Source organism: Alteromonas sp. ABE4_545 (assembly GCF_056161325.1).
This window is the reverse complement of the sequence record NZ_JBSWYY010000001.1, coordinates 130,314-146,616: the sequence shown is the minus strand read 5'-3', so window position 1 is coordinate 146,616 and position 16,303 is coordinate 130,314. Positions and strand designations below refer to the sequence as shown.

Sequence of the window (16,303 nt, the reverse complement as noted above, 5' to 3'; positions counted from 1 at the left end):
TGCAAATATCCGTCGCCCTTAGCAACGAATTGTTATGTTATAACATTTTACTACTAAAGTTGTAAAACACCTTTTATAAATGCGAATGGTTATTATTAATTGATTATAGCTTAGATACCTGCGACAATTATTGATACTATATAACATATCAAAAGGTGCCAAATGAAACCCGGAATCCATCCAGATTATCAACAGGTCGTTTTTCACGATACGTCAGCAGATGCCTACTTCTTAGTAGGATCAACTATCAAAACTGAACGTACCATTGAATACGAAGGTAAGACTTATCCTTACGTATCACTTGATGTTTCAAGTGCTTCACATCCGGTTTATACCGGTCAACAACGCGCCACGAAGAGTGAAGGCCGTGTTGCACGATTCACCAGTCGATTCGGTAAGCTGGCAAATCGTAGCTGATTTATCCCCAAGCGCTCACCTGAGCGCTTTATCTTTCCTGAATATCTCCATCCGTCCTTTATCTTATTTCCATGCAGTTTAGCGACTTAGCACCATAGCGGGTCTGGACACCCTTCCCCATGAATGCAATGTTATAAAATCACAATAACAACAGGGAACATTCATGCTCACCAGAAGACAATTGCTAAAAGCAGCTACCACGATATCTGCAGGAAGCATCGCACAATCAACCTTCGCCGGGACCGGTCTAACTTCTCTTATCGATACTCCCGTCTTACCTGCGATATCAGAAGACCCTAGAGTTGTCGCTAAAGATGAAGCTTATTGGGCAGCGGTGTCTCAGTATTACAGAAAAGGAAAGCACACCATAAACCTGGAGCAAGGCTACTGGGGAAAAATGGCTACACCGGTCGAAGACCAATATATTCAATTAACGCGTAAAGTAAATGAAGATATGTCCTGGTATGCCAGAAAGGACTGGTATGATGATTTTAAGCAGGTAAAACAGGCTCTCGCTACGGCTTTAGGAGCGCAAGAGAATGAAGTCGCTTTGACACGCAATGCCACGGAATCCTTTGTTAACCTGATCACACAATACAAAGCCTTAAGAAAAGGCGATGCCATTTTGTGGGCAGATGCAGACTACCCCAGTTTTCAGCGCATGATGGCCTGGCTTGCTGACGAGCATGATGTGGAAGGCGTAAAACTTGATTTGCCCGCTTACGGAAGCAAGCAAGACTTTATAGACGCCTATGTATCAGCATTTGAAAAGCATCCTAATCTCAAGTTGATGCTACTGACACACACCAGTAATCAGCACGGATTAACACTCCCAGTGAAAGAAATTACAGAAATAGCAAAATCTAAGGGGATTGATGTTATTTGTGATTGCGCCCAATCCTGGGGACTGGTTGACTTTAAAATGGATGAATTAGGGGTAGATTGGGCAGTATTCAATTTGCACAAGTGGATTGGCTCACCTGTTGGTGTGGGTGCCCTATATATGAAAACAGGCACATTCGACAAAATTGCCCCCTTCCCAGGAGAGCCCAGCGGGAATGAATCCGTACAAAACCGTGTGCATATAGCCACATCTGATTTTGCATCCTTCCTGGCCGTTCCTGACGCGCTTAAATTTCATTTTGCAATTGGCGACAAGAACAAAGCTGAACGTTTACGCTATTTGCGCCAACGATGGGTGGATGTGGCACTCGAACTAGAACACATTGAAGTGCTGGGTGCTGCTGACAATAAATGTGCTTCGGGTATGGGAGGTTTCAGAATCAAAAATCAAACCTCACAAGCTAAGCTCACCGCATTGCAGCAAAAACTTGAAAATCAATTTGGGATATTCACTGTTGTTAGAAAAGACCTATCGAGCGGCTGCAATATTCGCATAACGCCACAAGTATTTTCTACGCCGGCTGAAATTGATGCGCTATCTTTTGCGCTAAAAACGATCAATCAACAATAAGCTAGCTGCTAATTTTCTAAGTTCGGAGAGAAAAAACCTCCGTTGAATGACAAACTTTTTATAATAAATCGCGGGATATCACAAAAAGATGACAAATTCGTTTTTGAATTTGTCTGAAAGCTCGGAAATTTTACGCGTATTTTTACAGTGAAAGGGGATTTTATTTGAAAAAACTTTCCGTGAACTCCCCTCAAAACCCCCGTTTCATGCGCATTATTTAGCCATTTGCGTGAATATCGATCGTGAAATGTTTGAAATATGCGCAAACGAAAAAAGTTGTCAAAAAAGGGGTTGACGATGTCAGATCAACTCAGCATAATACGCCGCACTTCCCGAGAGGAAGCCAACAAATGGATGGCTACGTAGCTCAGCTGGTTAGAGCACATCACTCATAATGATGGGGTCGCAGGTTCGAGTCCCGCCGTAGCCACCAATCTTCCCAAACCTATTCGTAGGTGTCAAATTTGGGTTAGATGCGGAAGTGGTGGAATTGGTAGACACGCTGGATTTAGGTTCCAGTGCTTCACGGCGTGAGAGTTCAAGTCTCTCCTTCCGCACCATTGTTGGGGTATAGCCAAGTTGGTAAGGCAGCGGGTTTTGATCCCGCCATTCGTAGGTTCGAGTCCTGCTACCCCAGCCATTCTTCTTTTTAGTTGAATAATACAAAATAGCTTATCGCTGTTGTCAGCTAAATACCTTATGGGGTATAGCCAAGTTGGTAAGGCAGCGGGTTTTGATCCCGCCATTCGTAGGTTCGAGTCCTGCTACCCCAGCCATAATTCCTTGAAAACGCCGGTCTTTGACCGGCGTTTTTGCTTTACAGTCTCTGCATTCCTCGGCAGACTACTCATCTCACTTTAATATTATAATAATCAACAGGATTCTCATCGTGATCAACGACGTTGTCTCCTTTATCAACAACATTCTCTGGGGTGAAGGCCAGGTTCTTATCTTTATGCTACTGGCGTGTGGTATTTGGTTCTCATTGCGGTTGCGCGCTGTGCAGCTCCGTCATTTTGGCCATATGTTTACCTTATTGAAAGGTAGTACTAACGCAACAAAAGAAGGAATTAGTTCTTTCCAAGCATTATGTACCAGTTTATCAGCTCGCGTCGGCACAGGTAATTTGGCCGGTGTTGCCGTTGCTATATCCCTTGGTGGTGCAGGCAGTATTTTCTGGATGTGGGTTATTGCCCTACTCGGCATGGCAACCGGTTTTGCTGAAAGCGTGTTGGGCCAACTTTATAAAGTTCGCGATGATCACGGTGAATTCCGTGGTGGTCCTGCTTATTATATTAAGCAAGGTCTGAATAAAACCTGGTTGGCTTGGATCTTCTCATTCTGTTTATTCCTCGGTTATGGCTTTATCTTTAGTGCGGTACAAGCCAACACCATTACCGACGCATTAAATAACGCCTACGAAATCCCTACTTCCTACTCTGGCTTATTCATTATCGCTCTTGCTGCACTTATTGTTGTAGGTGGTTTGCGCGGCATTGCTCGTTTCGCAGAATGGATTGTCCCTTTTATGGGGATTAGCTATGTTATCGCGGCATTGGGCATCACCTTTTACAACTTCGACCAAGTGCCAGGAATGATTTGGGAAATTATTCAATCAGCTTTTGGTTTACAGGAAGCCGGCGCTGGCGCACTGGGCGCGGCAATTAAAAACGGTATTCAACGAGGCTTGTATTCAAACGAAGCGGGATCGGGCAGTGTGCCTCACGCTGCAGCGAGTGCGGCGCCCAATCCTAACCATCCGGTTTCTCAAGGTTATGTGCAAATGTTGGGTGTGTTTCTCGACACCATGATTTTGTGTACCGCAACTGCATTTATTATTCTGTTGTCTGGCGTGAGCACAGGAACTGAAGGCATGGAAGGTATACGCCTCACTCAGGAAGCCATGAATGCACACATAGGTGTAGGCGGTGAAGACTTCGTTGCTGCTGCAATTTGCTTGTTTTCATTCACCTCAGTTGTCGCTAACTACGCTTATGGTGAGAGTAACTTGCACATGTTTAAACTCGACAATAAAGTCGGCCGTGGTGTCTTTACAGCGGGTTACCTGTTAATGATTTTCTGGGGCTCTCGAGCAGCGTTGCCTGAAGTATGGGCAGCTGCAGATATGGCATTGGGCCTAATGACAGTGATTAACATCATTGCCATCGTGTGGCTGACCCCGACTATTGTTGCGATATCAAAAGATTACTTTAAGAAGCACGACAATGGTGAAACCATCGAATACAAAACCGGTGACTGTAAAATTCAGGGTAAATCCGAAGACGGTATTTGGTAAGGGTTAACACTAGATACCATTTAAAAACAAAGGGGCATCTTGCCCCTTTGTTGTTTCTGCGTCATGGCTTCTTTGCCGCCTTACTCCCAAAAGTAGCGAATGACTTGCGCCAACACTAATAGCATGAGTAAAGGCCAAATCCAGCGGCGTAACTTTGCGACTTTTTCATCGCTAATACGAATATTAGACCGCTCGATAAGCGGGAGCACAATAAATAAGCTAGCAAATAATACCGCTAAAATAATCAATACCGTCATTATGCGAGTCCCAATGCGTATTTAAGAATGCGATTTTTAAGCACGCCGGCTCTCTGCGCCACTGCCAATAAGCTATTTCTGAGCAAACTTAACGGCGCATGGTCGTTACTGAACAATGCGTAAAACCCGTCCATCGCACTCATCATCAACAAGTTATCTTTCTTACGTATGGCCTCATAATCAGATTGCAACTGTGACGCTAAACCCGCGAGTTGGTGAGGTTCAAATTGGGCCGTTTCTGCCAACAAAGCCTTCACATCTTTAAAGCCCAGATTCACGCCCTGCCCCGCCAGTGGATTAATTGTATGAGCAGCATCACCAATCAAAATACTCCGCCCTTTTACATAATGACTGGCGTGACGCCGCGTCAAAGGAAACGCGGCAGCATTCAGTACTTTAAAATCGGCAGGCGTCGGCGCAGGAAACGCTGCTTTTATCTCGGCTTCTAGTTGAATAGGTGACAAGGTTTTAAGCTGTTTGATTTTATCGCTACTGTCATACCAAATTAATGATGCGTAGTTGTCGTGCATGGGCAGTAAGGCCCGAGGACCGGTTGGGTAAAACTGTTGCCACGTTACGCCGTCTACTGGTTCTGGGGTTTCAATAATAATGCCCATTGCTTGTTGGGCGTAGTCCCAGCCGGTTGTACCAATTCCAGCAGCTTGACGCACTTGAGAATTTGCACCGTCTGCACCAATTAACCATTTTGCTTCAATCGTCTTAGCGCTAGATAATGTAACAACAACGCCTGAGTCCTGCTCGTCAATACGTTTGACAGGGTCTTGGCAAAACCAAGTTAATTGCCCACTATGGGCCAACTCAGCCAAAGCGGTATGTAACCCTAACTGTACGAGTCGGTTTTCAACAAAATAACCGAGTTTGTCCAACCCCAAATCTTGGGCTGAAAAACGGGTTTCTGCTCTAGGGTTATCCCACACGGCAAGGGTGTGATATGGCCTAACGCGCATTGCCTCAATGGCTTGCCACGCGCCTAGTGCTTCAAGTAATTCAACAGAAGCAATAGAAATTGCCGACATTCTAAGATCGGGCGGTTGTGAAGGCGAATAGGCTTGCGGCATAGCAGGTTCAATTAATGCGACTTTGTAGCCTTGTTGCAACAACCCCAGAGCGGTTGCCGCGCCGACCATACCCGCACCATTGATGCAGAAATCAAACATGAAAACTCCTTATCGATGTCATGCCTTTTGTATTATGCCTAAGTCACCACGTCTCGACTATCGAAACACCAAATAATCGGCGCGTTAGGCGATACATCAAACAATAGGTATCAGTTGCGTTACAAAGATAATACAGAGAATCGGCGAGTTGCGGATTGATTCGCCTCAAACACTGGTGATTACGGGTGATTACGGGTAAAATGCGCGGCTATTTTGAACACGATACCCAGATGTTGGCTGCTATACTACTAGTTTCAACATCTTCACTAAGTAACACTGGATTTTTTCACGTATGACTAAAAAGCTGTACATCAAAACTTGGGGCTGTCAAATGAACGAGTACGACTCGGAGAAAATGGCCGACCTACTCGATGCCACCCACGGTTATACTCTGGCAGAAGAAGCAGAAGAGGCAGATGTCATTCTGTTGAACACTTGCTCAATTCGTGAAAAAGCACAGGAGAAGGTGTTCCACCAACTGGGTCGCTGGAAAAACCTCAAGCAAACTAACCCAGAATTAATTATTGGTGTAGGTGGCTGTGTGGCGTCTCAAGAAGGCGATCACATTCGTCAACGCGCCCCCTATGTCGACTTGATTTTCGGCCCACAAACTCTGCATCGCTTGCCAGAAATGATTAACCAAATTAAAGGCGGCGAGAAGTCAGTGGTTGATGTTAGCTTCCCTGAAATTGAAAAATTCGACCGCATGCCTGAGCCAAGAGCAGAAGGCCCTACGGCGTTTGTTTCTATTATGGAAGGTTGCTCTAAATACTGTACTTTCTGCGTAGTACCCTACACTCGTGGTGAAGAAGTCAGCCGCCCTGTAGACGACGTTTTGTTAGAAATTGCCCAGTTGGCAGAACAAGGGGTACGTGAGGTCAATTTGTTGGGTCAAAACGTCAATGCATATCGCGGTGATCATCACGACGGCACTATTTGTCGCTTTGCCGAGTTACTGGAGTTAGTCGCAGCGATAGACGGCATCGACCGTATTCGTTACACCACGTCACACCCAGTGGAATTTACAGACGATATTATCGCGGCTTACGAACACATTCCTGAGTTGGTCGACCACCTGCACTTACCTGTTCAAAGCGGCTCTGACCGCATTCTGAATATGATGAAGCGTGGTCACACAGCCATTGAGTACAAATCTAAAATTCGTCGCTTGAAGAAGATCCGTCCAAATATTTGTATGTCGTCTGACTTTATCATTGGTTACCCTGGTGAAACCGACGCTGATTTTGAAGCAACCATGAATTTGATCAGTGCAATTAACTACGACATCAGCTTTAGCTTTATTTACAGTGCTCGCCCGGGCACACCTGCAGCTGACGCCGTTGATGATGTGTCAGACGACACTAAAAAGCAGCGCTTGTATCTTCTTCAGCAACGCATTAATCAACAGGCCTTAGACATTGCTCGTAAAATGCTAGGTACTGAACAGCGCATTCTGGTAGAAGGTCCATCGAAGAAAAATCCGATGGAGTTACAAGGCCGTACTGAAAACAACAGGGTTGTAAACTTTGAGGGTAGCCCCGATATGATAGGTGAGTTCGTTGACGTTACTATTACTGACGTTTTCGCTAACTCATTACGCGGTGACGTGGTTCGTCGAGAAAAAGACATGGGCCTACGCGTTGCCGTTTCACCACAAAGTATTTTAGCGCGTCAGCACATTGATAAACCTGACACACTCGGCGTAGGCCAATTTGTGCCGAGCACACAAGCTTAAGAGGATAGAAGTAATTTGAGTAAACTGGTTAGTAACGAAATAGTACTGGAGCCCGAAGACAACAAACGTTTATCGAGTTTGTGCGGGCCTTTCGACGATAACATCAAGCAAATTGAGCGTCGACTTGGGGTAGAAATTACCTACCGCAATAACTTTTTCAAAGTACTTGGCGAGCCACAACAGGCGAGCGGTGCGGTCGAGTTACTCAAATTACTCTATATCGAAACTCAACCTATTAAAGGTTTGATCCCCGACCTAGGTGCAGAGCAGGTGCACCTAGCGATTCAAGAAGCCAACTGTTTAGAGCGTGACGAAACGCCAAATGTGTACGGCAAAGAAATACAGATCAAAACCAAGCGTGGTGTCATTAAGCCTCGTAACCCGAATCAAGCGCAATACGTTGCCAATATTGTTAATCACGATATTTGTTTCGGTATTGGCCCAGCGGGAACCGGGAAAACCTATCTGGCTGTTGCTGCCGCTGTTGATGCGTTAGAACGCCAAGAAGTACGCCGTATCTTGCTCACCCGCCCTGCGGTTGAAGCAGGCGAAAAACTGGGTTTCTTACCCGGTGATTTGGCACAAAAAGTCGACCCATACCTTCGCCCTCTTTACGATGCGTTATTTGAAATGATGGGCTTCGAAAAGGTCGAAAAGCTGATGGAGCGCAACGTGATTGAAGTTGCTCCCCTCGCCTATATGCGTGGTCGTACTTTAAACGATGCCTTTATCATTCTGGATGAAAGCCAAAACACCACCACAGAACAAATGAAAATGTTCTTAACGCGTATTGGTTTTAATTCCAAAGCCGTGATCACTGGTGATATTACCCAGGTCGACCTACCTCGTGGTGTTCGCTCTGGTTTACGCCATGCCATTGATGTGCTTCAGCCGGTTAATGATATCTCGTTTAACTTTTTTGCCGCCGCTGACGTTGTGCGTCACCCAGTGGTTGCGCGCATTGTACAGGCATACGAAGAGCACGATCGCGAACAAGAACAGATTCGCGCAGCCAAAAAAGCAGAAGCGTTACAGCGAGAACAAGATGCGAAAGGCGGTGAGTCAAACTCGTGACAGCCTTCATCGACTACCAACTCGCAATAGAGCCAGCATCAGACGATGCTGGTAACCTGCCTCAAGAATCAGAATTCACACTATGGGCCAATGCCGTACTCGCAAGGCTGGAACTTGAGGAAAAAGAAATTACCATCCGCTTGGTCGACAACGACGAATCACAAGCGCTCAATAGTCAGTATCGTCACAAAGACAAGCCGACTAATGTGTTATCTTTCCCATTTGAATGCCCGCCTGGCATTGAGTTGCCTCTGTTAGGTGATTTAGTGATCTGTGCGCCAGTGATCGCACAAGAAGCCAGCGAGCAACACAAATCCTTACATAATCATTATGCCCATATGACAGTGCACGGAATCCTGCATTTGCTGGGCTATGACCACATTGAAGATGATGAAGCTGAGATAATGGAAGCCCTTGAAATTGAGATTTTATCGCAATTAGGCATTGACGACCCTTATCAAGAGCTTTAACTTTTGTATTCTTAATAACGAAAAAGTTGAATTATGAGCGACGACAATCCCCACTCTACCAACGGCTCTGGCGGTAAAAGTTGGTTAGACAAGCTAAAGCTGTCTTTTTCCGGAGAGCCGAAAAGTAAAGAAGAATTGGTTGAGGTTATTACCGAAGCGGAATTACGTGAAGTGATCGACCCCCAAACCCGCGAAATGATCGAAGGCGTCATTGGCGTTAACGAAATGCGGGTACGCGACATTATGATCCCTCGCACCCAAATGACCACCATCGATATCAACCAATCAGTGGAAGAGTTTCTCCCTGTTATGCTGGAAAGCGCCCACTCCCGCTTCCCAGTGATTAGCGAAGACAAAGACCATATTGAAGGTATTTTGCTCGCTAAAGATCTCCTATCTTACGCTTTTATCCCCGGTAAAACCTTTCAGCTCAGCGACGTATTGCGCCCTGCGGTTATCGTGCCGGAAAGTAAACGCGTTGATGTATTGCTCAAGGAATTCCGTCAACAACGTTACCACATGGCGATAGTGGTGGATGAATACGGCGGCGTATCTGGGTTAGTTACCATTGAGGATATCCTCGAACTTATCGTTGGTGAGATCGAAGATGAATTCGACACCGAAGAAGATGGCACCGATGACATTCGCCCGCTAAATAAATACACCTACTCGGTCAAAGCCTTAACCGCTGTAGATGAATTTAACCGTTTTTTCGAAACCAAATTCAGCGAAGAAGAAGCCGATACCATTGGTGGTATTATCTTGAAGGCCTTTGGCCATATGCCCACCACTAATGACGAAATTGTGATTGATGACATTCACTTTAAAATCACAAACTCAGATAAACGCCGACTGGTTCAACTTAAGGTAACCGTCCCCGCTCTGGAATAATCATTCGCAATGATCTTATTCAGTTTGATTGCACTGCTAGCCGGCAGTGCAATGACTTTCGCTTATTCTCCGTTTAACATTTGGCCGGTCGCGTTACTGGGCCTAATAGTAGCAATACGCCAATTACTTCGTTTTCGGCATCGTGCATTTTTAACCGGCTGGCTCTTTGGCCTCGGCTGGTTTGGTGCCGGTATCAGTTGGGTCCACGTGAGTATCTCTCAGTTTGGTGGGTTACCCCTTATCGCCTCTATTGGTTTAATGGCACTGCTTTGCAGCTACTTAGCGCTATACCCAGCGCTGGCTTTTTATCTCACTTCACGCTTTATTAAGCCCACCTTATGGCCATTAGCTCTGCCCTTTTTCTGGGTGTTAAGTGAATGGTTGCGCAGTTGGTTCTTAACCGGTTTCCCCTGGTTATCAGTGGGCTATAGCCAACTGTTTAGCCCTTTGTCTGGCTGGATACCGATTATTGGTGAAACCGGTGTCTCAGCGCTTTTAGTCATGCTAGCAACCTCGGTAGTCATCGGCATTCAGCAACGCAAATACATTCCTGCCGCACTTGTGGTTGTAGTTACCCATGTCGCAGGTTTGGTATTAAATCAAGTTGAGTGGGTTACCCCTTCACAATCACATCGCATTGCCATGGTACAAGGTAACATTGCTCAGTCGTTGCGTTGGGTGCCGGAGCAAGACCGCCCCACCATGGAAGCCTACGCCAATATGACAGACTGGGTATGGGACAACGACCTGATCATTTGGCCTGAGGCTGCAGTACCCCGTATTGAAATGCTGGCACAAGATTACCTTGTCGAAATGGACAACCGCGCCGCCGAGCACAACACTGCAATCGTCACTGGCATTGTCAATTACAGTTATGAGTCAGGTAACGCGTGGAATAATCTCATCGTTCTGGGCAAAAAATCGGAACGGGACCCTCAAGGCAACTATCGTTATTTCAATGCTAACCGCTACGCCAAGCATCACTTGTTGCCTGTTGGGGAGTTTGTGCCGTTTGAAGACTGGTTACGCCCACTTGCGCCTCTGTTTGATTTGCCCATGTCGTCCTTTAGTCGTGGTGACTTTCAACAAACCAATATTGAAGCAAACGGCATTCACCTAGCGCCAGCTATTTGTTTTGAAATCGCCTTCCCTCGACAAGTGATGGCAAATATCAATGCAGATACCGATATGATTGTTACAGTGAGTAACGACGCGTGGTTCGGCCATTCCCATGGCCCCAATCAGCATTTGGAAATTGCCCAAATGCGGGCCAAAGAGTTTGGTATTCCCGTAATCAGAGCCACGAATAATGGCATCACGGCCTTTATTGACCATCGCGGTGATATTACAGCCTCCCTTCCTCAATTCGAAGCGGGAACAATAAGCGCAACCGTGACCTCTACACAGGGCTCCACCCCCTATCGTACTTTTGGCGATCTGTTTGTGTGGATGTTAAGCCTTATTGGCCTAGTTATAGCCCTCGTGTTGCAGCGACGTAAATAGACTGTAATCAATATCAATATAAAGACGCGATAATCGTAATCCATCGCGTCTTTACCTTATCTAGACTTCCCTCCAGCGCCTATACTGGTTAAGTTACTGCCCGATGATGCCATATCCATTGGATGGGTTATCACACTCAGGGGAAGACGGCGTGCCTAAGCGCCGTACAATAAAACAATAAATATCAGGTGTTAGAATGAAAAAATTAGCCACGATGGCATTAATGCTAAGTGCCATGTCGAGCGCAATGGCTGAAACCATTGTGATTACCGCTGATCGCATGGTCGACGTAGAAAACAGCCGCGTGATTAATAACGCAGCGGTTGTGATTGAAGACGACAAAATTGTATCTGCAGGTAAAGCGACAAAAATGCGTCACGGTGACGATGTACAAGTGATAGCGCTGGGTGATTACACTTTGATGCCGGGTTTAATGGACATGCATGTTCACTTAGTCGGAGGGGATGCTCATGGTTATCGCTCTTTGGCTGAGTCTGTACCCTTACAAACTATTTATGGGGTACGCAACGCAGAAAAAACGCTTTTAGCGGGCTTTACCACGGTACGTAACGTCGGTGCGCCCGGCTTTGCCGATGTTGCGCTACGCGACGCCATTAATGCAGGTGTTGTACCTGGACCAAGAATGTATGTATCAGGCCCTTCTCTCGGCGTTACCGGCGGGCATTGTGACAACAATTTGTTGCCCTACGAATACCACCAAAAATCAGAAGGTGTGGCAGATGGCCCTTGGGAAATTCGTAAAACCGTACGTAGAAACATCAAATACGGCGCCGATGTGATCAAGTATTGCTCAACTGGTGGCGTATTGTCTAAAGGCACCAAAGTGGGTGCGCAACAGTACTCTTATGAAGAAATGAAAGCCTTGGTCGATGAAGCCCACTTACGAGGCTTAACCGTTGCCACTCATGCTCACGGCACCAGTGGTATCAAAGATGCCATCAGAGCCGGCGCGGACTCTATTGAACACGTGAGTTTATTGGATGATGAAGGCATCAAAATGGCAGTAGAAAACGGCACTTATTTTTCAATGGATATTTACGTTACTGAATATATCCTGTCTGAAGGTAAAGCGGCGGGCATTTTGGAAGAGAGCTTAAACAAAGAACGCATTGTGGGTAAAACCCAGCGAGACTCATTCAATCGCGCGGTGAAAGCAGGCGTAAAAATGGTGTTTGGTTCTGACGCTGGAGTTTATCCTCACGGTGACAACCCAAAACAATTTGCCCGTATGGTGAAGTTTGGTATGACACCGATGCAAGCCATTCAAGCCGCCACGATCAATGCCGCAACCCTGCTGAAAAAACAAACTATTATCGGCAGTATTGCAGCTGAGAAGTTCGCCGATATCGTAGGCGTACCGGGCAACCCAATGGAAGATATGGCGCTAATGGAAAAAGTGGGCTTTGTGATGAAAGAAGGTGTGATCTACAAAACGCCGCAGTAATCTTTTTCGACTTTCCTTACCTTAGCAAAAGGCCTGTTAAACAGGCCTTTTTAGTACCGAAATACTTTCTTTATTCGACAGGGCGCGGCTGATATTCCGGCACCTGTTGCAATACTTTTGGGTCGTACTCAGGCTTTTTAAACAGCAAAGGGTAATAAAACTCTCGCAGTTTTTCATGGTATGCACGCACGTCGCTCTCATAGGCTCTCGCCGCTGTAGCGTCGGTATGTGCCATTGCCGTTATCGTTCGCGCCACTAAAGTCGCGGGAGAAAGTAACGCCACATAGCCAGCCGCGCGATACTTTTCTTGTGCCACTTGTCGATAAGCTTGAGAAATCGGCTCGGCAGTTTGATCGCCCACTTGTTGAAACGCGTAGTACCACTTCCAATCAAACAAGCTCGGCATATCGGTGTACTCTGCCCATTCTGGATAACGGGCGACAAAAGCGTCCATAGTCGCACTCACAGGCTTATCCCAACCGTCGTTAACCGCTTCCCGCTGAGTCATGACAATTTCGCCCCCTAACGGGCCGGTGTACATAGAATCTAACACGCGGTCACCCAATGCAGGCACCAAGTAGGTCGTTGTTAACCAAATACCCAGTAAGTATGCCGCGATGCGCGGTGCCGATGCGTTAGCTCTTGCAAACCAATACACCACCAGCGTCCAAAAACCGGTGTACAACGCAGTAATCGCGATCATCGCAAGTACGCTACTCACACTCACCTGTTGCACCAATGCACCAATAACAAACGGCACCAACAGCACTAAATTCACCGCGCAGTACACCACCAATGCCCGCAACCGCCATACGCTTTCTCCGGCGGTCACACATAGTAGGTCGTAGCGCCCTGCTGTACGTTCAAACGCGCGCATGTCGTGCAACAACATAATCAGTAACAAAGGCGAGAGTACTGCCAACACAAATACATAATCGATTTGTCCCGCATAAGCCAACTCAGGATTAGGCGTGTCAGACTCGTAAATTTGCCCCTCTAGTGCCAACATTCTGATGCGGTGTTTCCACGGGTAGTTGTCTCGCTCTCCAAGCGCGGCAAAAGCCAAAGGCGATGGCGGAGAATACGTTAAATGAAAACTGTAATATGCCGCTCCACCATAATCACTTTGATGGGCAATCGCTGATTGACGATCAATGGCATCAGCCGCCAACATGTCAGATATCACCGTATTTTGTTGTTTTACTTCTTGCATACCGGTTACCACAGCAAAGGCAGTGAGCAAAAAGGTGATCATCAGTAACGCAAGTACTGACTTTTTCTTACTAATAAAGCGAATTTCACGCGTTACATTTTGCCAGCTCATGCGCGCCTCCTTACAACCACAAACAATACCAAGGCAATCAAAAGTAAAAACACAAGCTGTGTAAGCGCTTGTAGGCTATGCGCAATGCGCGTTTGAGCTTTGTCTGGGCTAAACGCAAACGACTGTAATACTTGCCAGCTAGACGCATCCACTTTGGCTTTCGCGTGTGTGTCTTCGTCTTTGTATTTATTACTGTCATCGTGATAAGACACGTCTTCTGCATGCATTTTATTGAGCGACTGCACAAAGTCGTAGCGCACCGCTTCGGCTTCGCGCAAAAACCTGTGGTGGTTTTCCAAATCACTGCCTGCAAGTTTGCTCGATGCGGTTTGAATAGCAATTGCCGGCGATAACCAACCAAACCAACGGGAAATGCTGGCCTGAGTAATTTCATCCTGACGGCTTTGCTCAGCAAAATCGTTCAAGATATCTGTGTGTTTAGCTTCTGCGGCTTGCGCAACAACGCCTTTAAAGTTAACCGGCAAGTCTTCAATATTGTCGACCTTATATTTGGCAAGTAATTGCTGTTTAAGTTGGTTAAAGGCTGGATCATTGGCATTATGCGCATCGCCCTCTTCTCGCAATGCTTTAAGAATTGCAAATTCGGTTTCGAGTTTACCCGGCGACGGCGCTAACACGGTTGCTGTGCTACTTGCGATTTTAGGCAGCAGCAAACACAACACTACCCACAACACCAATAACCAACTCAAGCTATTGGCATTAGACGGAGAAACCAAAGACACAAATAAGGTGAACAACACCCAAATACTCAGATAAATCGCATAACCGCATACAAACAACAAAGATACGCTTAGTGCTTCACCCTGAAATACGGTGAGCAAGCTGCTCACCAACAAGGGCAGTAACAGTAATCCTGCCACAGACAACAAAGCCAAACCTTTGCCCAACAAGAGCGTAGTGACTGAAGTTCCTTGCACTTGTAAATAGGTAAAGGTACCGCCTTCTTTCTCTCTGCTTACTGACGCAAAACCAATGAGCACAATTACCAAGGGCACAAGGATTTGCATAATAAAAGCAGGTGACAACATGCCCAACCAATTCAGGCCGCTGCCTCTTTGCATGGGCGAAAACGTGGCGCTGTTTTGGCGATGGCCTTCAAGAAAAATTGCCGTGCCGGTATAAGCATCTACGCCAGGGTCTATACTCGCTAAAGGCGTGGGAGTACGAAACACATAGTGGCCATAATGCACCATGCGATGCGGGTGACGGTCGGGCTGTTCTGCAAACGCGGCTTCAGCTGCCGATTGCAAAGCTTGCCGTGCTTCTGCAGCACGCGTAATTGACAAGTGGGTAGCAATAACAGCAGTCACAGCAAGCACAAACGCAATGGCTAGCACACTAATAGCCAGTTTTGAACGTCGCCAATAGCGCCATTCGTCATAAGCAATTAATCGAATATTCCCCATTACGACGAGGCCTTATGTGCAAAAGCGTCGTGCACCACTTGGGTTTCAATTGCCCCAGCGGTGGTCGATGCAAAATTCCCCACTATCTCACCGTGACGAAGTAAACTAATTTTGTTCGCTACCTGACACGCGCCATATACATCGTGAGTAACCATTAAAATAGTCGCGCCTTGTTGTGCCAATTCACTGACCAAGGCGTTAAATTCGTCAATCGCAACAGGGTCTAGGCCCGATGTTGGCTCATCGAGTAACAAAATAGACGTTTGTCTTAACATGGCGAGTGCAATAGCCGTTTTCTGACGCATGCCTTTAGAAAACCGCCCTAATTCCGTATGCCACGCTGCCGACTGTAACGACACCCGCTCCAAGGCGGCATGAATAGCCTCATCGGTGTGATTTGCGTTAGCTAGCGACAAGAAATAGCGGATGTTTTCAACGGCAGACAAATGACCATATAACATGACCGACTCAGGTAAGTAAGCCACAGCCTCGCGGACAAGTTGCGGGTTGGCATGCACGCTTTTACCCAACAATTTAGCTGAACCAGACTGCGGTGACATTAAACCTAAAAAGGTTTTCAAGGTGGTCGATTTCCCCGCACCGTTGCCACCCAATAAAGCGAAGATTTCGCCTTTATCTGCACTAAACGAGACCTGTTTTAGAATGTCCTTTGCATTAGCGCTGACACACAGGTTTTCGGCACTAATCACAGGGGTTCCCATACTCATTAATCTTACCTTTGCGATGTTGTAATAGTTGTGAAAATGAAGAAAGGCGACAATGTCGCCTTAG

General features: G+C 46.5%; 14 protein-coding genes and 4 tRNA genes. 13 read left to right on the top strand and 5 right to left on the bottom strand.

Annotated elements, in window-relative coordinates:
- Positions 1-162: 162 nt before the first annotated feature.
- The 7 genes from ACXAH6_RS00760 to ACXAH6_RS00730 all read left to right on the top strand — a co-directional run bounded on the left by ACXAH6_RS00760 (position 163) and on the right by ACXAH6_RS00730 (position 4,187).
- Positions 163-417 (top strand): type B 50S ribosomal protein L31, encoded by a 255-nt coding sequence (locus ACXAH6_RS00760; protein ID WP_474874713.1) that lies wholly within the window; start codon positions 163-165, stop codon positions 415-417.
- 181 nt (positions 418-598) lie between these two features.
- Positions 599-1,891: an aminotransferase class V-fold PLP-dependent enzyme gene (locus tag ACXAH6_RS00755; RefSeq protein WP_474874712.1), complete on the top strand. Its 1,293-nt coding sequence runs from the start codon at positions 599-601 to the stop codon at positions 1,889-1,891.
- 356 nt (positions 1,892-2,247) lie between these two features.
- A tRNA-Met gene (locus ACXAH6_RS00750) sits at positions 2,248-2,324 on the top strand.
- Positions 2,325-2,366: 42 nt separating this feature from the next.
- Positions 2,367-2,451, top strand: a tRNA-Leu gene (locus ACXAH6_RS00745).
- A gap of 4 nt (positions 2,452-2,455) precedes the next feature.
- A tRNA-Gln gene (locus tag ACXAH6_RS00740) sits at positions 2,456-2,531 on the top strand.
- 60 nt (positions 2,532-2,591) lie between these two features.
- Positions 2,592-2,667, top strand: a tRNA-Gln gene (locus tag ACXAH6_RS00735).
- A 113-nt stretch (positions 2,668-2,780) separates the two neighbouring features.
- Entirely contained in the window at positions 2,781-4,187 is a 1,407-nt protein-coding gene (locus ACXAH6_RS00730) for an alanine/glycine:cation symporter family protein (protein WP_474874711.1), read from the top strand.
- A gap of 80 nt (positions 4,188-4,267) precedes the next feature.
- On the opposite strand, the gene ACXAH6_RS00725 is transcribed toward ACXAH6_RS00730, so the two are convergent.
- Positions 4,268-4,444, bottom strand: a complete 177-nt coding sequence (locus ACXAH6_RS00725) for a hypothetical protein (RefSeq protein WP_474874710.1) — start codon at positions 4,442-4,444, stop codon at positions 4,268-4,270.
- Positions 4,444-5,622, bottom strand: coding sequence for an FAD-dependent monooxygenase (locus ACXAH6_RS00720; RefSeq protein WP_474874709.1), 1,179 nt, complete (start codon positions 5,620-5,622; stop codon positions 4,444-4,446). Before ACXAH6_RS00720 ends, ACXAH6_RS00725 begins: the two co-directional genes overlap by 1 nt.
- A gap of 292 nt (positions 5,623-5,914) precedes the next feature.
- On the opposite strand from ACXAH6_RS00720, the gene miaB reads away from it, so the two are divergent.
- The 6 genes from miaB (at position 5,915) to ACXAH6_RS00690 (ending at position 12,760) form a co-directional block, all read left to right on the top strand.
- Positions 5,915-7,357 (top strand): tRNA (N6-isopentenyl adenosine(37)-C2)-methylthiotransferase MiaB, encoded by a 1,443-nt coding sequence (gene miaB, locus ACXAH6_RS00715; RefSeq protein ID WP_474874708.1) that lies wholly within the window; start codon positions 5,915-5,917, stop codon positions 7,355-7,357.
- A 15-nt stretch (positions 7,358-7,372) separates the two neighbouring features.
- Entirely contained in the window at positions 7,373-8,431 is a 1,059-nt protein-coding gene (locus ACXAH6_RS00710) for a PhoH family protein (RefSeq protein ID WP_474874707.1), read from the top strand.
- On the top strand, positions 8,428-8,901 hold the full coding sequence (gene ybeY / locus ACXAH6_RS00705; RefSeq protein ID WP_474874706.1) for an rRNA maturation RNase YbeY: 474 nt from the start codon (positions 8,428-8,430) through the stop codon (positions 8,899-8,901). Before ACXAH6_RS00710 ends, ybeY begins: the two co-directional genes overlap by 4 nt.
- Positions 8,902-8,934: 33 nt before the next feature.
- A complete protein-coding gene (gene corC / locus ACXAH6_RS00700) occupies positions 8,935-9,792 on the top strand; it encodes a CNNM family magnesium/cobalt transport protein CorC (protein ID WP_474874705.1) in 858 nt (285 codons plus the stop codon).
- 9 nt (positions 9,793-9,801) lie between these two features.
- Complete coding sequence (lnt, locus tag ACXAH6_RS00695) at positions 9,802-11,295, top strand: apolipoprotein N-acyltransferase (protein ID WP_474874704.1); 1,494 nt, start codon at positions 9,802-9,804, stop codon at positions 11,293-11,295.
- Positions 11,296-11,491: 196 nt separating this feature from the next.
- A complete protein-coding gene (locus tag ACXAH6_RS00690; RefSeq protein WP_474874703.1) occupies positions 11,492-12,760 on the top strand; it encodes a Xaa-Pro dipeptidase in 1,269 nt (422 codons plus the stop codon).
- 70 nt (positions 12,761-12,830) lie between these two features.
- Here ACXAH6_RS00690 and ACXAH6_RS00685 read toward each other — a convergent pair whose 3' ends face one another.
- The 3 genes from ACXAH6_RS00685 to ACXAH6_RS00675 are packed head-to-tail and all read right to left on the bottom strand — an operon-like array spanning position 12,831 to position 16,233.
- Complete coding sequence (locus tag ACXAH6_RS00685) at positions 12,831-14,084, bottom strand: DUF3526 domain-containing protein (RefSeq protein ID WP_474874702.1); 1,254 nt, start codon at positions 14,082-14,084, stop codon at positions 12,831-12,833.
- Positions 14,081-15,511, bottom strand: coding sequence for a DUF3526 domain-containing protein (locus tag ACXAH6_RS00680; protein ID WP_474874701.1), 1,431 nt, complete (start codon positions 15,509-15,511; stop codon positions 14,081-14,083). The genes ACXAH6_RS00685 and ACXAH6_RS00680 overlap by 4 nt, the downstream gene beginning before the upstream one ends.
- Positions 15,511-16,233: an ABC transporter ATP-binding protein gene (locus ACXAH6_RS00675; protein WP_474875031.1), complete on the bottom strand. Its 723-nt coding sequence runs from the start codon at positions 16,231-16,233 to the stop codon at positions 15,511-15,513. Before ACXAH6_RS00675 ends, ACXAH6_RS00680 begins: the two co-directional genes overlap by 1 nt.
- Between the last annotated feature and the right edge of the window lie 70 nt (positions 16,234-16,303).